Here is a 21256-nt window from a genome sequence, read left to right as displayed (position 1 = left end):
GCCTACTTATCGCCAGCGAGCAATTCGAGGGTGATATCGTTAAAGGTTAATACGCGTCCACCGTATTCCTTTGCAAAGGCTTCGGCGGCGGCTTTAGTGCTAAAAGGTGCGACTGCTGGCCCCATCACGGCCTTTTTACTGGTGCCGTAAACATAAAATGCGCTGGCGGCATCGATAAAGGCGCCATCATCAGGCTGTTCCCAATCGGTTATCGCGGCGTCATGCACCATCATGTAAGCAATTTGTCTTTTATTTTCAGGCTGTAAGGCAAAGTTAAACATATCGCGGCTAGAGCAAAACTTAGGTACCATCTTCTCGGCCTTAAGATGTACTTGCCCCTTTGGTCCAGGATATTTAGTGATCACCATACCGCACAGATGGCAACGATCGTGCTCGTGGATCATCTCGGCTTTATGTTGGTGATCGGTCGCTTCACTCTTATTGCAGCCTAATAACAAAGGAGCGAGTAGTAACAACCCAAAGAACTTTTTCATGCTGTTAATCCTTTGAAAAATATCAACGCCTCGCCAAGGCACCTTGCAGGGACAGACCTCTTGCGACGAGGGTTGATAAAAAATGGTTCATCAAAGGCCGAGGCCTTAGTACATAGTTAAATCGCGTAGTTTTGACCCGCTAACAGGATGAAGAGTCGTAGACACATCATGCCCACCACCGCAGACATTCCCGACATATAAAACGCTTTGGCCGAATGGCTAAAATGTTTACCCGTCGCAAAGTTCAGTAGCAGTGGCGCACCAAAGCCGATACCCACAACACCAATCCAGAATACGCTCGCCCACACACCTTCATGGAAAGCGGCAAAAGCAAATTGACCACCGGCATTACCCGTTAATAGTGCTGTCGCGATCATGAAAATAAACATGGCTTCGGCGAACATAATCGGCCACTCGGCGCCGTGTAGGATCTTCATTTCGCCGCTGTGCAGGGGTTCTTTAAATAACCACACCGCCAGCATTTTGGCCGAGGCGCCACCCGCGGATAAACCCGAGGCAATAAACAGTGCTGGGAGTACCGAGGTGTTGATCAGTGGGAAGCGGATCAGCGCAGAAATCAAGAAGCCTGTGTAAGCACATACTGATAACGCCAGTATTAAAACGAGCGCTTCCATTGGGCGTCTAAAGCCTTTTAACTTGGCAATAATTGGCGCTAAAAACTTCAATTGTGGGATGACCATCAGCTCTTTTTCGAGGGCTAAAAGCGCTACCACTGCCACTAACGGGATATACACCGACAGCGCAATAACACCAATCGACATCACAGAATTTAAGTTATAGAACACCAAAATTCGCCAAAAGAATAAGGGGTTAGTCAAGTCGAGTACCAGACATAACATCCCTAAGCTAATGGTGACAAAGGACAGCAAGGTCGCGGCTTTTAAGAAGGCGGTGTTTTCAACCTGGCCTAGGTAAAAACGCAGCGCCAGCGCAATGGTTAACGCCCCGCCCGAAATCCCCGCGAAAAATAAATACACTGCAATCGGCCAAGGCCAAGCAACGCCTTGGGATAAGCCGAGGGTAAATTCCATACTGGTATCCATATTTACACTCCCAGTTTGACGATTGGTATGTAACGTAAGCTCGGCTCAGTACCAAACTGCGGCTTAATCCGCACTGAGTCTTTTACCGCCAATAACTTACTCACATAGGACTGAGGATCATTGGCATCACCAAAGATCAGCGCGTCGTACTTACAGCTCTGTACGCAGGCGGGTAGCTCGCCCTTAGACAGCTTGCTATGCAAACAGAAGTCACAGTTATCCGCCACATCCGTCTCTTTGTTGATGTAACGTGCATTGTAAGGACATGCGCCAATACAATATTTGCAGCCCGCGCATTTACTTGCATCCATAGTCACAATGCCGGTTTTGGCGTCGCGGTGCGCGGCGCCCGTTGGGCAAACAGTGACACAGGGGGCGTTTTTACACTGCTGGCAGGAAACCCGCACAAACTTACGCTCACAGTCGCAACTCATCTTGCCACAGTGAGGGCAGGCTTGACCTTCAACACGACCACTTTGCTGCTCAAGGATCACCCGAGAAACACCCGCGGGTAAGTTGTTTGCTTGGTTACAGGCGGTTTTACAATCACCACAACCGACACATTTATTTTGGTCAAAGACCATGACGTAATGGGGCTTATGGGCGCTGTCAGCATCTTCTTTGACCGAACACCCGGCTAAAGGCGTTAACATCAAAGAGCACATGCCAGCGCTTTTAAGGAACCTCCGTCTCTCTATATTTTCACTCACAACATCCTCCATCTATCGGTTTTATACCGACGTTTTTATTTATATCGTTATCGTTCCTACATGCCTGAAAATGGCTAGCGACTTGATTAATATCCACTTTCATTCAATTTGCTTTGGGCCTTGCCAATGGCATTTAAAATGGCCTCACGATTAATCTCTGCCGTTGGCTGTGACAGTAGTGCCTGCCAATGGTCTATCGCCTCTTGGTAACGCCCATGCAGATACGCATCGGTGGCCTGTAACATGCGGGTTTGTGGCTCAAAGGGCGCAAACGCCAAGATCTGTGCAATCAGCGCTTGGGTTTGCGGCGTCATTTGGCGCGCATCGCGGTAATACAGGGCATTGGCCTTAGCGCCGAGCACCTCGGCGTCCTCACCCACTAGCGCAAGCAACTTGTCTAAGGTCTGCACCGCATCGCTATATAAACCACCCGCGCTGTAAGCCTGGGCAAGCGCCTGTAATGCCAACGGGTTTTGTGGTTGTTCATCCACGAGACGCTGGGCTTTGGTGATGTCGGCAGCGACTAAGTAGTCAATATGCTCATTGACTATGCCCTTATCCCAATCCTGATAACGCCCCGTTTGGCTGTAGATGGCGAGCGTCATGACAAGCAATACACCACTGCACAGCACTGGCAACCCATGGGAGGCTAGAGGCAAGCTCGCCACGGTTTGCAGTTGGTTTAAGCGTGCGTGTTGCCAAAAAATCCAAGCAACAAATCCGCTTAATAGGAGTGCGATGGTGAACCCTAAACTTGCCATACCTAACCTCTTTGTTTGCCGCTCCAAGCTTATGACTGAGCGAACAAAACTAAACGCTCAGTCCCCGATGTTTGCTCTTAGTGAGCAGGCATCATGCCCATCATGCGGGCTTCTTTTTTCTCACTTGGCTTTTCGATATTTTTCAGTTCGATTTCAAAGATCAAGGTAGATTGCGGTGGAATTTCACCCACAAATTCATTGCCATAGGCTAAGTTTGCGGGGATGACAAAGCGGTATTTAGAGCCCATAGGCATCAGTTTTAAGCCCTCTTCCCAACCGGGGATCACTGTCATTAAGGCAAAACGCGTAGGGTCTTTGCGGCCAACGGTGTTTTCAAATTCAGTACCATCGATAAGCTTGCCGACGTATTCAACGGTCACCACATCTTCTGGATTAGGCTTTTTGCCTTCGCCCGTAACCAGCACTTCATATTGCAGACCAGAATCAGTCACTTTGACGCCAGACTTCTTTTTGTTTTCAGCAAGAAAGGCTTCACCCGCTTTGATATTTTCAGCAGCTAATTTTTCAGCGTTGGCTTTTCTCACTTGATTTAATTCTTCGGCGCGTTGATTGAGGTATGTCAGTACTTCTTCATCGGTTAATTGCTGTTGTTTTTTCAGCGCGTCCACAAAACCTTGAACAACTAAGTCCACATTCACTTCTGCGCCCAGTTCTACTTGGTTATAAACCTGGCCAGAAATGTAGTTACCAACGGATGCACCGATACTGTAAGACGCTTTTTCTGCATCGGTTTTAAGGCTTGGGGCGGCAAAGCTCGCCATAGATACAAACAGTGCGGCGCAGGTCGCCACTGTGATGGTTTTTGGGATAAAAGACGTTGGCATAGATGTTTTCATTTTATATTCTCTTCTATTTAGCCCTTGGGCTTAGTGCGTTAGCCGAAAACGTATGGGCATTACCCATAACCGATTAAAATATTTATTTGATTACTATGGTTTTTCTGTTGCTCTTCCGGACATACGCCAACCGAAAATACCATCGGCCATATGGCGAACTCCGGTGTAACCTAGCTTCATGGTCTCCCGAGCGGCCATGTTGCTAGCGGTACAAAGGCGATTAGCGCAATAGAACACCATCACCGCATCTTTATTCTTTGGAAGTAACTCTCTCCAATTTTGAACATTGAAAAAAACCGCTCCGGGGACAAAACCTTCCGCCCAGATTTCCAGCGTGTTTACGTCGAAAAAATAAACCTCTTGCTTGCCGACTAAGGTTTCAGCTTCCCGCATGGAAATAGGATTTAACTGAATTTCGTTATAGGGCGCTTCAGAGATATCAGAACCTCCCCCTGCGATGGCGGGTAGGCTAATGCCCCCTAAGCTCAGAGCCATTAAGCCGCCGATAAGGCTTTGTCGGATCACGTTATTCATCATTTGGCCTCGTATATTCCCCGGCACGGGTGTGTCGGGGACAAGTTAGACTCGAGTCGAACTACATTTTCTGTGCGCTCAGACCTTTACCATCGATAATGGCTTGGGCTTGAGTCACATAGGTTAAGGCAGCATCAAGACGTTTCAGTGAGTAACTTGGGCCGTGCGCACCCCATGAACCGTCAGCCTTAATCAGGCGAACAACATCTTGGGCTTTGTCGGTCAACATCAACACTAGCGTCTTGTCTTCAACCGACAGCTTGGTGACTTCTAACAGCTTGTCGATACGGGCAAGGGCTTGTTCTACTAGGGCAAAAGTTTCTTTAACTGGTTTTTGCCACTTTTGAACTTCGCCATAGATTTCCATCTGGTCTTCAAAGTGCAGACCCACTTCAAGTTCAGATTGGAACTGGCTATGACAACCTTTGTTTTCGGTCACATCGTGGTCTGAAGCTGAAGTACGGGCGCAGGTCCACATCAAGTCGAGGTAGTTGTAGCCGTTTTCATCTTTCGCCACAGTCCAGCCCTTGGTCGTCGCATCGCGCGACTTACCTTCAGGTGGGTTGAGGGTCTTACGCAGTGGGTCGACATCAATCTTCCACATGTGTGACTTACGCACGTTGTCGAAGCCCGCCATATCTGGGAATTGGATCGCAGTGAAGTTTTCACAGCTTCCCATGTTTGGCATGTGACAGCTTTGGCAAGTTTGGTTGCTGTGGGTGTTGGTGTTCTTGGCGATCTCGGCTTGAGCCGTATGACAGTCAGTACACTCTTTGATGATTTTTGGCTTGGTAGTACCAGATTTCCAATCACCATCAGTCACTTCGTGTGGATCGTGACAGGTTGAACAACGCATGCCTTTGTCATAGTGTGCAGAGGCAAACATTTGCGAACCTTCAGTACCGCAAGATGGGCAAGAAGATTTCATCTTCACGTTGAAGGCATATTCCAGTTTCTCTTTACCCTGTGGCGTTTCAGCTAGCTCTTCAACAAAATTGAAGCGTTGGTGACAACGTTCACAGTTAGATGGCATACCGCCACCAATACCGCCGTCTAAGTGGCCGCCTGCGCCATGACACTCTTCACAGGTAATCCCTTTAGAAATCGTGTGTTTTTGCAGCTCTTTTGGGTTACCTAAGGCAGCGAAGAATTCATCTTTAGTTTGGAAGTCAAACTTAAAGCTGTGGCACATTTCGCAATAGGAGCTAGCTGGTTGGAATAGGAATTCCTTCTCGTACTTAGCACCGTATGAGCTCATGCCCCATTGGTGTGAACCGCTGGTACCAAAATCTTCCATTTTGACAGGGAAACTTGGGATAGCTTTGTTAATTTTTGCAGCCATTTCAGGGGTTAACCACTCAGCCCAACCGCGGGAGAATTGGTTACCACCGGCGACCATAGTACCAGTGCCATCTTTCAGCAGACCGTCTTTCACGTGGTAAGTACCGCGCACCAGATAGGCGTCGATAAAACCATATTTGGTACGTGGCGTCCCCACAGTTGCATAGATAGCGTCTGGCGTAATACCCGATGGCAGAATCGAGGTATCTTTGGTGGTATACATGGTTTTTTTCAGGTCGTTATCGACTTCTGGATGTTCGCCAGGGAAGCGAATCGTCTTAGAGTGACGTGAACGTCTCCATTTTTCGTATTGCGGACCATGGCACTCACCGCATTTTTCGGGGCCAACAAACTTGTTAGGGAAATCTAAAATCGATTTTGCCCCTAAACGATATTGCAGTGCTTTTGGACGTTGACCATCGTTATAGGCACTATAACGTACAGCGGTGCCATCAGTTGAGTTCACTTCTTTACTGTGTTTACTGTAAGCAACACTGTCACCACCGTGTAAATATTCTTCACCGCGGTCACTGACTTTATAAGTGCCCTTTAATCGACCTTCCGCGTCATATTTAAAAACGGGGTGATTTTCAAATAAAAAATCAAATAATTCTTGCTCTTGAACAATATAATCCTGCAGTGTTTTAACACCACGGGATTTCTCCATTAAATTGTCATTTAAATTGGGATTAGCCAAAATATCTTGAGTATAGTGGGATTGCTGTTTATTACCCACTCCAGGGACCACTTTACCATCCGATTTAGCATCGGATGCGATTGTGGTAGCGCTTACGGCAGAACCTAAACAAAACAGCACGCCTAAGGCTGTTTTGATTTTCCATCGCTTCATCATTCACTCCTAATTTATCATTAGTTTTATATTCTCCACTGAACCTAACTGTTCACTGAACGACATAAACAATTGACCAGTGGCTGCATGATGACGGAGTGGAAAAACAAAAAATCTGCGCTAGAGCACATTAAATTTTAATTCAGAAATCAAGAGGAGCCAAAATAATTAAATCATAACAAATCAACACCTTAAACAATGAAAAACAGTAGTTAATTAGATCTAAAAGATGTTTTTTGAACTCTAAAAAAATCTAAAAATGGCTTTGATTTTTCAAAAATAAACAAAGTCATAAATGACCATTTTAATGCCGAGACAGATCACATTCCTTCCACAAAAACTCAGCTACCCTGCGAGTCAATCGTTAAATGGTTAAAGACTCAATATCCAATTTAGCCAGGCAACAATAAAAATAAATAAGTTAGTAGCGATTAACCGCTAAAAAAGTTAACCCATTATTAATTCCAGAATTAATGCGATTCGACAACCAATGCTATGCAGGAAATATCTATGACAAATATGATTCCAGAGCTAGGGCACATATTGCTGATCATGAGTACTGTGTTGGCATTATTGTCGGCTAGCCATCATTTAATCGGTAGCTACCGGAATAACTTTTACCTAATCAGCTTTGGCAATAAATTATTCTACGCTCTCTTTTTTACCTTGCTGGCAGCATTATTTAGCTTAATTTTTAGCTTTATTACCGATAACTTTTCAGTCGCCTATGTTGCCAATCATTCTAATAGTCAGCTCGCCCTCGGTTATAAAATCGCGGCGGTGTGGGGCAGCCACGAAGGCTCAATGTTATTTTGGGTGTTCGCCATTGCCCTGTGGGGTGCGGTGATCAATTGGCGTCAAGCGACGCATAACGCCAAGCTCGCCAATTTACAGGCTGATAGGGCTTACTTTGGCAGAGTTCTCGCTATTTTGGCCTTAGTGATCCTCGGCTTTAATTTGTTTTTACTCTTTACCTCCAATCCCTTTGCCCGCTTACTCCCAAACATTCCAGTCGAAGGACGCGACCTTAACCCCATATTGCAGGACATTGGCTTAATACTGCATCCACCAATGCTGTTTTTAGGTTATGTCGGGCTAACGGTTTGCTTTGCCGCAGCACTGGCATCACTCATTGGGGGCAAATTACCTGCTCGCCACCTCGATTACCTTCGCCCTTGGGTGTTACTGGCGTGGATTTTCCTTACTGGTGGCAATGCCTTTGGTTCTTGGTGGGCCTATAACGAACTGGGCTGGGGCGGATGGTGGTTTTGGGACCCTGTAGAAAACGCGTCATTTATCCCTTGGCTTGTCGCTACAGCATTAGTCCATTCCATTGTTCTGACGAAACGCACTAATGGCTTTCAAATCACAACATTGCTGCTGTGCCTATTAGCTTTCTCACTCAGTTTGCTGGGCAGTTTTTTGGTACGTTCCGGCATAGTGCAATCGGTGCATGCCTTTGCCGCTGATCCTACCCGTGGTATGTCAATCCTCTGTTTATTAATACTTTTTGTTAGCGTAGCTCTGCTCACCTTTGCACTTAAAGCCAATAACTTCAGACACTCAGTTCGGCATAGCATTTTCAGTAAAGAAACGCTGTTGCTACTCGGTATTGTAATATTAGTCGTAGCGGCATTTTCCGTTCTACTCGGTACCTTCTATCCCTTGCTCTATGAATTACTTGGTTTAGGTACACTTTCTGTCGGTGCCCCTTATTTTAATGCGATCTTTGTACCTCTGACCTTCTTACTCGTACTCTTGATGGGTGTCGCCCCTTTAGCTGGTTGGCAAAAAGCATCCAAAGCTCAAGTTAAGCCTTTGATCATACCCGGTACACTGATCTTAACTGCAGCTCTGTGGATAAGCTTACAGGCAGCAACTGGCAACAATTTATTTCTATTACTTGGCACTGCAGCAGCGCTTTGGTTACTCGTTTGCTTATTATTAACATTGATAGCAGCATTAGGATTAAAAAATAAAAATCACCAAAATAAACAGCCTGTTAAAGAAAATATAAATACAGCTAAGCCTCTCCCTAAACGACGCCTCATGGCCATGCTGCTTGCTCATTTAGGCGTGGCTGTAACTATAATAGGTGCGACGGCCGTCTCTTTCTTTGAACAAGAAGCCCTGCTAAGAATGGGCCCAGGCCAAGGTAAGCCGTTAGCGGGTTATGTCTTAGTTTATGAAAGTACCGAGAATATCGAGACCAAGAGTTTTACTGCGATTCAAGCCAATATCAGTATCCGTGATACAGCCCAAGATGAGCTGGTACTAGGTTATATCACCCCACAACGACAAACCTTCAAAAGCAATGCCATGGAAATGTCCCATGCTGGTATTGATCACGGCCTATGGCGGGATATTTATGTCTCGATGGGATTGCAACTTAGTGATAACGAATACCTGATCCGCATCAGCTATAAACCCCTTGCCAGTTGGATCTGGCTTGGGGCACTGCTAATGATGTTAGGTGGAACTGTCGCCGCTTGGCCTACTCGCAGCCTGAGTTATTACCCGAAACCAGCAGCCTTACCTAACTCATCCCATTCATTGCAAAGGGAAATGCTTGCCTAATGAATCCATTATTTCGCTCACCTTACCTCAGTGCTTTTATCTGGTTGCTTTTTACCACGCTGTTTCTAGGCGGGACTGCATTCCTCGCTATGGCGCAAGAGCAACCTGTCTCTAACACTGCTCATCAACAACAAGCTATGGGTATCAGTAAACTGCTTCGCTGTCCTATGGCAACAAATCTAAGCTTGTTTGAATCACAAGCCCCTATCGCACATGAGCTTAAAGCTCAAATTTTTTCCATGTTAGAACAAGGAGATAGCCAAGATGAAATCATTTTTTTTATGGTACAGCGCTATGGTGAAAAAATTCGTTATCAACCCGAACTGAAAGGCTCTACGGTCGCACTTTGGTTTGGCCCGCTACTCTTGCTATTACTCGGTGTAGGTATTTGCCTTGGACTCATTAAGCGCTGAGCACTGAGTTCCCTATCTCAAATTAAGGATTCACCATGAAACTATGCTCTATGCGACTCATTCTGCTATGCAGTTTTGTCCTGTTAAACAACGCAGTCCAAGCCCATTCATTACAGAATAAGCTTTACGACACTGGCGAAGCGATTCCTAAACCTAGGGTAATGAGAGGCTTCGTTGAAATGCAGCACGCACGCGGCGTACCGGATGTGCCTTTCATTGATGAAGCGGGAAAAACTCAAACCCTAAAACAACATCAAGGTAAACTGGTTCTCGTTAATCTTTGGGCAACTTGGTGCGCCCCCTGCCTGCGTGAAATCCCAGAGCTTCAACATCTTAAACAAGAATATCAAGGGAAAAATATCGCCATAGTCCCAATCTCCATCGATGAGGAACCTAAGGATGTGCGACCTTTCCTCACTCAACATAATTTTAGCGACTACCAAACTTGGTTCGATCCAACACAAAACATAGAACAGATCATTCCTGCAAACGTCGTTCCTGCGACGTATTTTTTTGATGCTAAAGGTAATCTTGTTGGTTTCGTACGCGGGTATCTCGATTGGGGCGATAAAGACGTCATCCCTTATCTTGATAAATTAATCGCTAAATACGGCCAGTAATCATTTTGTACTAAAAGCCAGTTTACATCTCCGTTCGGTAGCCCACCCTACATTTGCCGAAACCCGCTGCACCCGAATTTGCAGCGGGTATTTTTTACACTTAAGAGCAAATACCTGAGCTTTGTATTCTGCGGCGCATTTCTTTAAAATTGCCGCCAACTACTTATTGTTTATTGATCCCAAGGCTATCCAGATGAAACTCACCCGCTTAACTCAACCTATTTATGACCACTTATATCGTGATATCAGTGAGTTTCGCAGCACCTTCGACTTGCCCGTTAATGATGTTGATTCCTTAGATGACAAGGCAGACACTTTACATACTTCGCTGATTATTGAAGAGTTAACTGAACTTGCCGAAGCCGATAGCCGTATCGAGCAGGCCGATGCCATTGTCGATTCTGTGTATGTATTAATGGGACGTTTAGTGCATTTAGGCGCACAAGCCATGACCGACAGACTCGAAATCAGCTACCTGATTGACTTACTGCTGTGTGTGGCTAAAAACCGTGAAATTGACTTTATCGCCTGCTGGGACGAAGTACATTCGAGCAACATGAGCAAAGTGTGCCGCAACGAGCAAGAACTGGCTGAGACAGTTGCCTTTTATGCTAAGCAAGGTGTTGAAATTGTCGGCAGCAAAAAAGGCGACTTCATCATAGCCAAATGCGCCAAAGATGTAGAAATGGCGGGTAAAGTGGTGCGCCAAGGTAAGGTACTAAAATCGGTATACTACCGCCCAGCAGATCTGACAACACTGGTTAAAGCCTAGATTTGATAGCTTTGTTTATGAGCCTGTTATTTGCAGGCTCTTATTTAGCCAAGGCAATTATCTCGCCTAAGCGATTATCCTGCAGTAATGACTTTTCAGCGTGTGTTTTAACGAGGCAATCCGTATGAATCCTGCGAAAGTAGTGCGTGCCGAGGTGAAGCAATTAACTGATTTGCCGAATATTGGCAAAGCTTGTGCGGCGGATTTACGTTTGCTTGGTATAGATAAACCAGAGCAACTGCTGGGGCAAAATCCCTACGACCTGTATCAAACCCTGTGTAACAAAACGGGCCAGCGACACGACCCGTGCATGATCGATGTGTTTATCTCCATCACCCGTTTTATGGCGGGCGAAGATGCTAAACCTTGGTGGTTTTACACCGATGAGCGTAAAAATACCTTAGGGCAGACTAAACCTTAGCTTTTAGCTTCCCGCCTGTTTATCACTTTGTATTATTTCAGGCTCTTCCCTTAACCATTCCCGCCAAATTGCCACCAGCAAGGCCATCAATACTGGGCCGACAAACAAACCGACAAAACCCATGGTTTTCACACCGCCGATCAACCCGAAAAAAGTCGGTAAGAAAGGCAATTTAATCGGTCCGCCGACAAGATTAGGCCTTAAGGTTTTATCGACAATAAACAGCTCTATGCTGCCCCAAAGGAACAAGCCGACGCCCGCCGTCATATCGCCAGTGCCGACAAGATAGAGTGAAATCAAGGTAAACATGGTTGGCGCGCCGCCGGGAACCAAGGCCATAAAGGCGGTTAACACCCCAAAAGCCACGGCCGATGGCACACCCGCAATCCAATAGGCAATCCCCAGCACTATGCCCTCACCAATCGCGATAAGCGTCATGCCGATCACCGTCGAACTGACCGTAGCTGGCACCACACGGGAGAAGCTATGCCAGCGGGCGGGCAATACTCGCTCGCCGACAATATCTAACTGTTTGGCCACTTGCTCGCCATCTTTATAGAGGAAAAACAACGTGATCAACATAAAAAGTAAGGTCAGTAGCAGGCCTAGTGTGTTCCAGCCCAATTGCAGCACCCAACGGGAAATGCCACTCAGGTTCTGACCACTGATGGCACTGATGATTTTGCCTAGCTCGTGGGGTTCACCGATAAATTGCTGCCATTGCAGGGTTAACCATTCACCCATCCAAGGTAAATCTTTGATCCACAAGGGCACGGGCGAACCATGTTGGTTAGTAAACACCAACCAATCAACCCAAGTTCTAATTTCTTGTAACGCATAGGAAAATACAAACACCAGCGGGATAATCAGCCCGAGCACAATACAACATAGGGCAATGGTTGCCGCCAACGCCGAACGACCACCGCATTTTGCCAATAGTTTTTGATAAAGAGGCCAACTCGAAAAACACACAATCAATGCAGCTAAGGCGGGCACTAAAAAATCGATAAAAAAGAATACGCCAGCACACAAGAGCAAAACCAACAAACTACGACCAATAGCGGCATTACTGAAAATCGGCGTCATAGTGATAACACTCCCCACAATACAATCCAACGATAAGATCGAAAACACTCGGCATTCTATCAAAAGCCTAACAGTTGAAATGAGCTTATTGCGCCGAGAGTTGCTTAACGAGCTGCTCTGGTTGACTAAAATCGGTAATGCGCTGAATGACTTTCCCGTCCTTAACCCAAAGTAACGTCGGGATATTGCGGATTTTAAAATGATTAAATAACACGCCTAACTCATCGATACTAAAATCGATTTTAGTCTGATAAAGCTGCTTAAAATCTTCGAGTGCTTTATCGTCTGTCCACAGGTGATTGACCACACCGTGCCACGCTTTATTCGGCACTTTTTGCGCGAGATTATTTAAGCCTTTTTGGACGGCAATACACTCTTTCGACATTTCTGGACGGCTCTCTGCCAAGTACCAATCACACCAAGTTGCGGTGAAAAAGAGTAGATGCTCACCTTGTTCCCAAGGCTTGAGTAACTTAGCCGTTTGCTCGGCACTAGGCGCCTCTGTTGTCTGCGCGGTCAACTCTTGGCCATTCGCCAACATATCGATAAATTTATCTAAATTAGCATCTGACTCGTGGCTAGTGTAAACCACATCACCGGCACGATTGATTAATACACTATAGGGCGTGCCGACCAAGCCTAAAGCCACACCCAACTCACCTTCATTATCCAACCACACTGGCATAGTTAGCCCGAAGCGCGCGATAACGTCAGCGATCTTAGGTTGCTCTTCATTAATATTGATGTTCACTGCGTCGATATTAATCTTGTCCTGATACTTCTTCTGTAAGGCTTCAAAATGCGGCATTTGTTCCATACAGGGCTGACACCAAGTTGCCCAAAACTTTAGATATATCGGCTTGTTACCCGCAACGCTGGCTAAGGTCACTTGCTGCTGATCGGGATAGGTTTTAAGTGCAATATCTTGATAGGCTTTGTCGCCCGCAAACGTAGCAAAACTCACGACGGCAAGGCACATAACAATGATTTGACGTAACAACATAGTGTTTTCCTTAAATTGATAGATCACTCGCATCCACGACTATGGGGCCAGTGATTTGCAGCCATTTACACAGAAAATACATAATTAAAGGGAGTGACAGTCTACCCAGCAGCCAACCTTTAACCAGTGAGTATAAACTAACAATCCGCTAATTTAGCCATGTAAAATGTAAGCCTTGGTGAGCATATCAATGAGTATTAATCGTCTATTAATACAACATCTTAAACTATCAAGCCTAACGCCAATTGTCTTGTTAGCTCTGCGGCAGGAATAGTCTGACAGCCGGTTGCATTTTGGCCGCACCAGAGCGGGCTAAAATCACCGAACCCTTGTTGCTCGGCGGCGCTTCGCAATCCTGCGACGGAACTTGAGGCGAGCGGAAAATCCGGTACGGCGTTATTGATAGGTCCAAGTTCTGCCATAAAACGGTTCACTATGCCACGGGCGGGGCGACCGGAAAATAAGTTAGTCAGAGCCGTATGTTGCGCCGCCTCACTCTGCAGGGCGGCACGGTGAATATCACTGGTGGTGCATTCAGGACAAAGTAAATAGGCCGTCCCCACTTGCACCGCCGAAGCGCCCATCGCCATAGCGGCACGCACGGTTTTGGCATCGACTATGCCACCCGCTGCAATAACAGGAATATCCACGGCGGCGATGATTTGCGGCAATAAACTAAAAGTGCCGAGCTGCTCGGTTAAATCATCGGATAAAAAATGTCCCCTATGGCCGCCCGCTTCTAAACCCTGCGCAATAATGGCATCTACGCCACGCGCTTCTAACCAGAGCGCTTCTTCCACTGTGGTCGCCGTCGAGATGATCTTAGATCCCCAAGACTTTATCTCCAGCAACAAGTCTTCATTGGGTAAACCAAAGTGAAAACTCACAACCTCAGGTTTGAATTTGGCTAACACTTCAGCTTGAGCGCTTGTGTAGGGCGCGCGTTGTGCTCCCGCAGTTTGGGTATCAGGATGGATACCCAGCTCAGCAAAATAAGGCGCGAGTTGCTTGAGCCATGCAGCTTGTTTCGCCGCTTGCGGTTCGGGCTCGTGATGACAAAAGAAGTTTACATTGATGGGCTTAGTCGTTTGGGCGCGGATCTGTGTCAATGCGGCATCTAAGGCTTCAAGGGATAACATGGCGCAGGGCAAAGTTCCCAACGCACCGGCTTGCGACACGGCTATCGTTAAGGCACTGCCCTGAACACCCGCCATCGGCGCTTGAATAATTGGCAATTCGATTCCAAATAATCGGGTTAACTGGCACGGCATACATCATCTCCTTTGACTGGTTATCACTTGACGATCAATCCTGATATGGCCCTGCGGCTAAACGTTGGGAGATCCACCACAGATTACCCACGGGATCCCGCACTCCACCTTGGCGATCGCCATAGGGTTTATCCGCCACTTCCATGATTAACTCGCCCGCAGCAGCAAGCGCCTGAGCTACCGATTTATCGGCATCTGCCACATACAAATAGTAGGATGCTGGCATTGGCGGAAACGCTTCACTCGCCTCGCTTAACATAAATAGGCAGTCGCCGATTTGCATCTGCGCATTGGCTATTTTGCCATCCAATCGATGGGAAATATGTAGCGCTTTAGCATCAAAGGCTTTTTGCATAAAGGCCACTAAACTATCGGCATTGTTGATAATCATATACGGGCTAACCCGTGAAAATCCTGGCGGAATAAACATAACGACTCCTTGTTACCTAAGCATGAAATTGATCATAAAAAACCACTATAAGCCAATGACTATAGACTAAGCACGAGGGCGAAAACTAGCCCGCTGCCATTAAGCCTTCAACGTGAAATGTAAACTTAAGCATTCAGTGAACGAGCCAAAGCGTAAAGCCTGCAGATGCGTTGCCCCATGGCGTTTAAGTCATTTTATATCTTTGCGGCCAAACCATAACAGTACTGCTTTACGCTTGTTATTAAACAATAAATTAGCTTTATTTAACTATGATTAAGCAACTACGGATCCTTGTTCTATGCTTAGTTCACTGTTCACTTAACATCATGAGCCTATGCACTTGACTGCATTCTTCGCCCGTTCCCTCAGGATATGCCTCCTCTTAACCCTTAGCTGTTTCGTCTTTGCAGTGCAGGCAGCTTGGTATCCCGCCGATGTCATTGCCGACGGTCAAAAGACCCTCTACACGCCACTCACTAAGGCCAATCAAGCATGGCGGATCTGCGCCTTACTTCCCCACGGGAAAGATCAATATTGGTGGGGCGTCGCCTTTGGATTATCACAAGAAGCCGAGCGCCAAGGGGTAACGCTTGGCATTTATGATGCTGGTGGATATGACAAGATTGAGCAGCAAAAACAGCTACTCCATGATTGTTATGCACTCAAGGCTCAAGCTTATATTATTGCCGCCAATACCGCTGACGGACTGATTGCGGATATTGAACAACTCAGCGCTGCGGGCATTCCGGTTATCGATTTAGTCAATGGTATCGCGACCGACAAACTCACGAGTCGCTCCTTAGTCAGCTTTGAAGATATGTCCGTTGCGGCGACAGAATATATTGCGGCGCAGCAGCGAGAAGCTATCAATCAGGAGTCACCTAAGCTTAAGGTGGCGTGGTTTCCTGGGCCTAAGGGTGCATCTTGGGTGATGGCGGCGGAACAAGGATTTAGACGGGCGGCAGCTAAACAAGAGTTCGACACAATTGAAGGCGGTTACGGTACGACGGAGTTATTTGTTCAAGCGGATTTGGTGCGAAAAGTACTTGCAAAACAAAGCGTAGATTATGTAATTGCCAATGCGGTGGCGGCCACGTTCGCGGCGCGCTTTTTAGATGGACGCCGGAATCAAACCGGCAAAGTCATCGCATTTTACTCTAATGCGCAAACTATAGAATTAGTGCAGAAAAAGCAGCTACTCGCGACAGTCAGTGACTCACCGGTATTGCAGGCTCGCATTGCTATCGATCTGGCGGTGCGCGCACTCGAAGGTGCGCCTTATCCCCGCAGAGTGAGCCCTGTTATCAAGGTCATCTCCCAAGACAACATCCACCAAATCGATTTAGAACAAATATTAGCGCCGGAAAATCAATGGATGATCCATCAAGATCTGCCCAGCGTAAACGGTACTCGTTAAATCAAATAGTCCGCACCCAGCCCAACAAATAAGGCTAAACCTGCCCAGTTATTATTGAGGAAGGCTTTAAAACAAGGGGCTCGTTCACGATCAAAAATCAGCATTTGCTGGTAAGTACTAAAACCGACAAAAGTCAGTATGCCTAAACCATACAGCAAACCACGGTCAGCGCTCCAACCGGCGGCGATAAAACAAGCCAAGGCGGCAAGCTGAAATAACCCTATGATTTGGCGATCATATTCACCGAACAAAATCGCAGTGGATTTAATGCCCACCTTTAAATCATCGTCCCTATCGACCATGGCATACATAGTGTCGTAGGCGACAGTCCAACACCAATTGGCGGCAAATAACCACCAAGCCTCCATCGGCACTTCACCCGTTTGCGCGGCATAAGCCATAGGGATAGACCAACTCCACACTATGCCTAAAAACATCTGCGGCATGTTGGTGATGCGTTTAGTGAAGGGATAAATAATCGTGAGGATAATGCCAACAACGGATAGTTTAACGACTAATCCATTGAGTAATAAAACTAAACCAAAAGCGGATAAACCTAAAATGACGAACAGTATCAGCGCTTCTTTGGTGCTGATTTCGCCACTGGCTAGCGGGCGTGATCGAGTGCGTTCAACAAAAGAGTCGAGATCGCGATCGGCATAGTCGTTAATAATGCAGCCACAGGCACGCATGATCACTACGCCAATAATGAAGATAACCAAGACCTTAAGATCCGGCATGCCACCCGCAGCTAACATTAGCGCCATCAAACATGGCCACAGCAATAATAGCGTACCTATGGGGCGGTCGATTCGAGTAAGACGGGAATACACATCCCACTTTTGCTTTAAATTCATTAACTAGGTACTCCCAATACCCTCAAGTTTCCACTCGGTTTTCAGGCTTAGCATCATATACCCATGCTTCACCCGATGCGAATTCATCCCCTAAAAGCGTGTCACAAAAAGCTGACATTTATCGCGATGATGTCAGTCATCACAGCGCTTCTAAACGAGCGTAAGCAACTACTAACCACTTGCTGCCAAAGTCAGTAAAGCTGACTTGCACGCGCCCTTGGGCACCGCTGCCCTCAAAGTTGGTCACCTTGCCTTCACCAAATTTAGGGTGATTGACTCGTTGGCCGACGTTAAAACCGGTATCGTTTGTGGCAGCCGACTTTTGAGTGCTAAAACGATTATTCGCCATTGGGGTTGAAACCTGCGCCTTGAGGCGGATTTCATCCACATATTGCGGTGGGATCTCTTTGATAAAACGCGATGGCCGAGCGTAATCTTCGCGGCCATAAATGCGCCGTGATTCCGCATAGGTAATGTAGAGTTTTTCCATCGCGCGGGTCATGCCCACATAGCAGAGACGGCGTTCTTCATCGAGTCTATCGCCCTCTTCGAGTGCCATTTTACTCGGGAAGATCCCTTCTTCTACGCCCGCCATGAACACCATAGTGAACTCTAGTCCTTTGGCAGAATGCAGCGTCATTAGCTGCACCGCATCGGTAAAGGCATCGGCTTGACCTTCGCCTGCTTCGAGCGCCGCGTGGGAGAGGAAACCGTTAAGTTCGCCCATGTCCTCTAGCTCTTCTGGCATTTCGAAGGTACGTGCCGCCGTGACTAATTCTTCTAAGTTTTCGATTCTAGCGTGGGCTTTTTCGCCCTTTTCGGCCTCATACATGGCCTTAAGACCCGAAGCTTGGATCACAGTATCGGCCATGCGATACAGCACCATATCTTGAGTGTCTTCACGCATCGTCATGATTAAGTCCATGAAACCACGCACAGAATTCGCCGCGCGGCCCGCGAGCACTTTCTCGTCGAGCAAACGCACACTCGCCTGCCACAGGGTTAACTCATGCTGGCGCGCCGTGGAGCGCAAAATATCCAAAGTGCGATCGCCAATGCCACGGGGCGGTGTGTTAACCACACGCTCAAAAGCCGCATCGTCGTCTTTGTTATTTATCAGCCGCAGGTAACCCATGGCATCTTTAATTTCTTGGCGTTCGAAGAAGCGTAAACCGCCGTAGATTCGATAAGCTAAGCCTTTGTGTAATAAGGCTTCTTCCAATACCCGCGACTGAGCGTTAGAACGATATAAAATCGCACAATCGCTGAGATTGCCACCCTTTTCGTGCCAATCATTAATTCGACCGACAATAAAGCGCGCCTCGTCCATTTCATTAAAGGCGCAATAGAGCGAAATTGGATCGCCATCGGCTTCATCCGTCCACAACTCTTTGCCCATACGTTCTGGGTTATTAGCGATTAAGGCGTTGGAAGCTTTAAGAATATTGCCCTTAGAGCGATAGTTTTGCTCGAGACGAATCGTAGTCGCACTCGGGAAATCTTTTAAGAATCTATGTAAGTTTTCAACCTGAGCGCCGCGCCAGCCGTAAATCGATTGGTCGTCATCACCCACTATCATCACATTGGCAGTTTGACCGGCGAGCACACGGATCCACGCATATTGGATCGCGTTGGTATCTTGAAACTCGTCCACCAAAATATGCTTAAATCTGTCCTGATAATGGGCCAACAAGTGCGGCTTATTGAGCCATAACTCATGGGCGCGTAATAGAATTTCGGCAAAATCGACTAAACCAGCGCGATCACAAGACTCTTGGTAAACCTGATAGATTTTTAACAGATTTTGCTCAAGCGGAAAACCGCCCGCATCGATATGTTTAGGGCGTAATCCTTGGTCTTTTTTACCATTGATATAACCCTGAGCTTGGCGTGGAGGATATTGTTTCTCATCCAAATTCAAGCTTTTAAGAATACGTTTGATCAAACGCACTTGATCGTCAGAATCGAGGATTTGGAAGCTTTGCGGTAAACCCGCATCTTGGAAGTGAGTGCGCAACAAGCGATGCGCCAAGCCGTGGAAAGTGCCAATCCACATGCGGCCCATATTAGTGCCAGCGACTTTTTCAACTCGCTCGCGCATCTCAGCCGCAGCTTTATTGGTAAATGTCACCGCGAGAATCGAGTAAGGACTCTGCTGTTCAACCTGCATCAGCCACGCAATGCGGTGGGTCAACACCCGAGTTTTACCACTGCCCGCGCCCGCCAACACTAACATGCTAGATTGCGGTGCCGCGACAGCCTCGCGCTGCTTATCATTCAGGCCGTCTAGTAAAGAAGATACGTCCATTCTCGCCTCCAAAAAATCGAGGAGGCATTATAACAGAAGAAAACTCGACTGCGCGCTTGATCCTCAAGACAAGAGCCACAAGACGAATGACAAGTTGCCGCATCTTGCTTTGCGCTTGTGTTGTAATGACGACATTGATTAAGCACTGTCATTCACGCAATACTTGTGGGCGGGAATCCAGCTTTTCGGTAACAGAACTTTGTTTTTAGGGTAGGAATTGAACAAATACAAGGCTGTATTAATGACTCATAGAGAGGGTGTTCATCATTCTGTTTCAACGATTAAGCACTGTCATTCCAGTGACACGCCATTAACTCATCCCTGAGGGCTCGACGACGGCATCCATGCCGTCAACGGTCACTTACATGACAGTGCTTAATCTTACCAACCCCGATAGTAATCTGAACCCTTTCTTACGAGCATACACTCTGTAAATTTAAAGATGGTAGCTAGTTAATTTCTTGGAACCCTACCTTGTAAGCCTTTTTGTTGCTAAGTGACTTTTCGTTACTTGAACACTGAACAAAAGTGAATTAAGTTATTGTTTTATATTGAGCGTTCAGATTTATCGGCATCATTCTTACCCATTTACATGGATGTGGCAGCGGACAAGTCCAACAAGCGATTTATCCACTGCAAACAGCGCAGCGCATAAATACTAAGACGTTAGGCAGGTATCGAAATCGATGCTTATATACTAAGAAAAAATAAGGATTATTTATGACTACATATTCACTTAAAAGGCTAGATTTCGATTTGCTAGATTACATCTTTGAAATGGGAGGCGGGTATGTTTTAGATTTCTCTAATCAAACGTACTCTGAGTTTTTTAATGATGAGCTAGGAATAAACATCGACGATGATAGGTTCTGCGATACAGGTACAAGTAAAGGGAAGAGGCTGCGCAGTTATTTAAAAAAATCTGAAACAGAAGAAGTTTTGAGAGTGCTAGCTTCGTTGTGGGAGTATCGAGAGACTAAACGGAAACGAGCGAGCATCGACGAGAAAAAACCAGAGTTAGTATCAGAGTTTAATGAACTCTTGGTTCGCCTTGGCGGGAAAGCCCCAGTGAATAATAGTAAATCATCATTCGTTCCGTATGATGAAGCAATTGATGAAAGTACAGCCAAAGAATTACTGGAAGCTCTGATGCAACTGGCAGCAATGGATCCTCATCCTAGAGGTTACGCGTTTGAATCTTTCCTTAAAAATCTTTTTGATGTAAGCGGGATGTCTGGTAGAGCATCTTTCCGTTTGCTCGGCGAGCAAATTGACGGGAGCTTTGAGTTTGATGGGGAAACATATCTTCTTGAGGCAAAATGGACCAATTTGCCGGTAAACGCTGCTGATTTACGTTCCTTTAACGCTAAAGTTCAAGATAAAGCAGCTTGGTCAAGAGGCTTATTCGTGAGTAATAGTGGTTTTACTGAAGAAGGATTACATGCGTTTGGTCGGGGAAACAGTCTAGTT

At 46.6% G+C, this 21256-nt stretch carries 20 protein-coding genes; 7 read left to right on the top strand and 13 right to left on the bottom strand.

All coding sequences use genetic code 11. The features are described 5' to 3' along the window. Window positions 1-2: 2 nt before the first annotated feature. The 7 genes from Q4Q46_RS07345 to sirA form a co-directional block, all read right to left on the bottom strand. Complete coding sequence (locus Q4Q46_RS07345; protein ID WP_063883672.1) at window positions 3-494, bottom strand: nitrous oxide reductase accessory protein NosL; 492 nt, start codon at window positions 492-494, stop codon at window positions 3-5. 116 nt (window positions 495-610) lie between these two features. Further along, window positions 611-1558, bottom strand: coding sequence for an NrfD/PsrC family molybdoenzyme membrane anchor subunit (gene nrfD, locus Q4Q46_RS07340; protein WP_063883673.1), 948 nt, complete (start codon window positions 1556-1558; stop codon window positions 611-613). A 2-nt stretch (window positions 1559-1560) separates the two neighbouring features. Next, a complete protein-coding gene (locus Q4Q46_RS07335; protein ID WP_311898512.1) occupies window positions 1561-2268 on the bottom strand; it encodes a 4Fe-4S dicluster domain-containing protein in 708 nt (235 codons plus the stop codon). 86 nt (window positions 2269-2354) lie between these two features. Next, entirely contained in the window at window positions 2355-3029 is a 675-nt protein-coding gene (locus Q4Q46_RS07330; RefSeq protein ID WP_268649839.1) for a tetratricopeptide repeat protein, read from the bottom strand. Between the two features lie 77 nt (window positions 3030-3106). Beyond that, a complete protein-coding gene (locus Q4Q46_RS07325) occupies window positions 3107-3886 on the bottom strand; it encodes an FKBP-type peptidyl-prolyl cis-trans isomerase (RefSeq protein ID WP_012090329.1) in 780 nt (259 codons plus the stop codon). A gap of 93 nt (window positions 3887-3979) precedes the next feature. After that, window positions 3980-4423: a rhodanese-like domain-containing protein gene (locus tag Q4Q46_RS07320; RefSeq protein WP_012090330.1), complete on the bottom strand. Its 444-nt coding sequence runs from the start codon at window positions 4421-4423 to the stop codon at window positions 3980-3982. Between the two features lie 58 nt (window positions 4424-4481). Next, window positions 4482-6611: a dissimilatory sulfite reductase SirA gene (gene sirA / locus Q4Q46_RS07315; protein WP_311905606.1), complete on the bottom strand. Its 2130-nt coding sequence runs from the start codon at window positions 6609-6611 to the stop codon at window positions 4482-4484. A gap of 510 nt (window positions 6612-7121) precedes the next feature. Here sirA and Q4Q46_RS07310 point away from each other — a divergent pair. The 5 genes from Q4Q46_RS07310 to Q4Q46_RS07290 all read left to right on the top strand — a co-directional run bounded on the left by Q4Q46_RS07310 (window position 7122) and on the right by Q4Q46_RS07290 (window position 11414). Continuing rightward, entirely contained in the window at window positions 7122-9188 is a 2067-nt protein-coding gene (locus tag Q4Q46_RS07310) for a heme lyase CcmF/NrfE family subunit (RefSeq protein ID WP_311905605.1), read from the top strand. Beyond that, window positions 9188-9601 (top strand): cytochrome c-type biogenesis protein, encoded by a 414-nt coding sequence (locus Q4Q46_RS07305; protein ID WP_311905604.1) that lies wholly within the window; start codon window positions 9188-9190, stop codon window positions 9599-9601. Before Q4Q46_RS07310 ends, Q4Q46_RS07305 begins: the two co-directional genes overlap by 1 nt. Window positions 9602-9636: 35 nt before the next feature. After that, the gene (locus Q4Q46_RS07300) at window positions 9637-10221 is read left to right on the top strand and encodes a TlpA family protein disulfide reductase (RefSeq protein WP_311905603.1); all 585 of its coding nucleotides are present in this window, start codon (window positions 9637-9639) and stop codon (window positions 10219-10221) included. A gap of 193 nt (window positions 10222-10414) precedes the next feature. Then, entirely contained in the window at window positions 10415-10993 is a 579-nt protein-coding gene (locus tag Q4Q46_RS07295) for a nucleoside triphosphate pyrophosphohydrolase family protein (RefSeq protein ID WP_311905602.1), read from the top strand. Window positions 10994-11117: 124 nt separating this feature from the next. Next, the gene (locus Q4Q46_RS07290) at window positions 11118-11414 is read left to right on the top strand and encodes a helix-hairpin-helix domain-containing protein (protein WP_011845653.1); all 297 of its coding nucleotides are present in this window, start codon (window positions 11118-11120) and stop codon (window positions 11412-11414) included. 3 nt (window positions 11415-11417) lie between these two features. On the opposite strand, the gene Q4Q46_RS07285 is transcribed toward Q4Q46_RS07290, so the two are convergent. The 4 genes from Q4Q46_RS07285 to Q4Q46_RS07270 form a co-directional block, all read right to left on the bottom strand. Further along, window positions 11418-12500 carry an AI-2E family transporter gene (locus Q4Q46_RS07285; protein ID WP_063883686.1) on the bottom strand — a complete coding sequence of 361 codons (1083 nt, stop codon included), beginning with the start codon at window positions 12498-12500 and terminating at the stop codon, window positions 11418-11420. A gap of 85 nt (window positions 12501-12585) precedes the next feature. Further along, complete coding sequence (locus Q4Q46_RS07280; protein WP_311891014.1) at window positions 12586-13503, bottom strand: TlpA family protein disulfide reductase; 918 nt, start codon at window positions 13501-13503, stop codon at window positions 12586-12588. 221 nt (window positions 13504-13724) lie between these two features. Further along, window positions 13725-14774 carry an NAD(P)H-dependent flavin oxidoreductase gene (locus Q4Q46_RS07275; RefSeq protein WP_311905601.1) on the bottom strand — a complete coding sequence of 350 codons (1050 nt, stop codon included), beginning with the start codon at window positions 14772-14774 and terminating at the stop codon, window positions 13725-13727. Between the two features lie 34 nt (window positions 14775-14808). Continuing rightward, window positions 14809-15204 (bottom strand): VOC family protein, encoded by a 396-nt coding sequence (locus Q4Q46_RS07270; RefSeq protein ID WP_012197687.1) that lies wholly within the window; start codon window positions 15202-15204, stop codon window positions 14809-14811. Window positions 15205-15538: 334 nt separating this feature from the next. Between Q4Q46_RS07270 and torT the strand changes: the two genes are divergently transcribed. Beyond that, window positions 15539-16621, top strand: a complete 1083-nt coding sequence (gene torT, locus Q4Q46_RS07265) for a TMAO reductase system periplasmic protein TorT (RefSeq protein WP_311905600.1) — start codon at window positions 15539-15541, stop codon at window positions 16619-16621. Here torT and ubiA read toward each other — a convergent pair. Together ubiA and uvrD are read right to left on the bottom strand one after the other, a co-directional pair. After that, complete coding sequence (gene ubiA / locus Q4Q46_RS07260; protein WP_311891018.1) at window positions 16618-17478, bottom strand: 4-hydroxybenzoate octaprenyltransferase; 861 nt, start codon at window positions 17476-17478, stop codon at window positions 16618-16620. The two genes, torT and ubiA, sit on opposite strands and share 4 nt — an antisense overlap. A gap of 139 nt (window positions 17479-17617) precedes the next feature. Next, window positions 17618-19786, bottom strand: coding sequence for a DNA helicase II (gene uvrD / locus Q4Q46_RS07255; RefSeq protein WP_259504428.1), 2169 nt, complete (start codon window positions 19784-19786; stop codon window positions 17618-17620). A gap of 720 nt (window positions 19787-20506) precedes the next feature. Between uvrD and Q4Q46_RS07250 the strand changes: the two genes are divergently transcribed. Beyond that, window positions 20507-21256: restriction endonuclease (locus tag Q4Q46_RS07250; RefSeq protein ID WP_311905599.1), on the top strand; the 750-nt coding region annotated here is incomplete at its 3' end.

It is taken from the genome of Shewanella vaxholmensis, assembly GCF_031932135.1.
Lineage (GTDB): Bacteria > Pseudomonadota > Gammaproteobacteria > Enterobacterales > Shewanellaceae > Shewanella > Shewanella hafniensis.
The sequence above is the reverse complement of the archived record's forward strand: the minus strand, read 5'-3'. Positions and strand labels throughout refer to the sequence as shown.

Excerpts from the sequence above, each read along its gene's own strand:
- Q4Q46_RS07345 (WP_063883672.1), bottom strand. The coding sequence starts at position 494 with ATGAAAAAGTTCTTTGGGTTGTTACTACTCGCTCCTTTGTTATTAGGC.
- nrfD (WP_063883673.1), bottom strand. The coding sequence starts at position 1,558 with ATGGATACCAGTATGGAATTTACCCTCGGCTTATCCCAAGGCGTTGCT.
- Q4Q46_RS07330 (WP_268649839.1), bottom strand. The coding sequence starts at position 3,029 with ATGGCAAGTTTAGGGTTCACCATCGCACTCCTATTAAGCGGATTTGTT.
- Q4Q46_RS07325 (WP_012090329.1), bottom strand. The coding sequence starts at position 3,886 with ATGAAAACATCTATGCCAACGTCTTTTATCCCAAAAACCATCACAGTG.
- Q4Q46_RS07320 (WP_012090330.1), bottom strand. The coding sequence starts at position 4,423 with ATGATGAATAACGTGATCCGACAAAGCCTTATCGGCGGCTTAATGGCT.
- sirA (WP_311905606.1), bottom strand. The coding sequence starts at position 6,611 with ATGAAGCGATGGAAAATCAAAACAGCCTTAGGCGTGCTGTTTTGTTTA.
- Q4Q46_RS07310 (WP_311905605.1), top strand. The coding sequence starts at position 7,122 with ATGACAAATATGATTCCAGAGCTAGGGCACATATTGCTGATCATGAGT.
- Q4Q46_RS07305 (WP_311905604.1), top strand. The coding sequence starts at position 9,188 with ATGAATCCATTATTTCGCTCACCTTACCTCAGTGCTTTTATCTGGTTG.
- Q4Q46_RS07300 (WP_311905603.1), top strand. The coding sequence starts at position 9,637 with ATGAAACTATGCTCTATGCGACTCATTCTGCTATGCAGTTTTGTCCTG.
- Q4Q46_RS07295 (WP_311905602.1), top strand. The coding sequence starts at position 10,415 with ATGAAACTCACCCGCTTAACTCAACCTATTTATGACCACTTATATCGT.
- Q4Q46_RS07290 (WP_011845653.1), top strand. The coding sequence starts at position 11,118 with ATGAATCCTGCGAAAGTAGTGCGTGCCGAGGTGAAGCAATTAACTGAT.
- Q4Q46_RS07285 (WP_063883686.1), bottom strand. The coding sequence starts at position 12,500 with ATGACGCCGATTTTCAGTAATGCCGCTATTGGTCGTAGTTTGTTGGTT.
- Q4Q46_RS07280 (WP_311891014.1), bottom strand. The coding sequence starts at position 13,503 with ATGTTGTTACGTCAAATCATTGTTATGTGCCTTGCCGTCGTGAGTTTT.
- Q4Q46_RS07275 (WP_311905601.1), bottom strand. The coding sequence starts at position 14,774 with ATGCCGTGCCAGTTAACCCGATTATTTGGAATCGAATTGCCAATTATT.
- Q4Q46_RS07270 (WP_012197687.1), bottom strand. The coding sequence starts at position 15,204 with ATGTTTATTCCGCCAGGATTTTCACGGGTTAGCCCGTATATGATTATC.
- torT (WP_311905600.1), top strand. The coding sequence starts at position 15,539 with ATGCACTTGACTGCATTCTTCGCCCGTTCCCTCAGGATATGCCTCCTC.
- ubiA (WP_311891018.1), bottom strand. The coding sequence starts at position 17,478 with ATGAATTTAAAGCAAAAGTGGGATGTGTATTCCCGTCTTACTCGAATC.
- uvrD (WP_259504428.1), bottom strand. The coding sequence starts at position 19,786 with ATGGACGTATCTTCTTTACTAGACGGCCTGAATGATAAGCAGCGCGAG.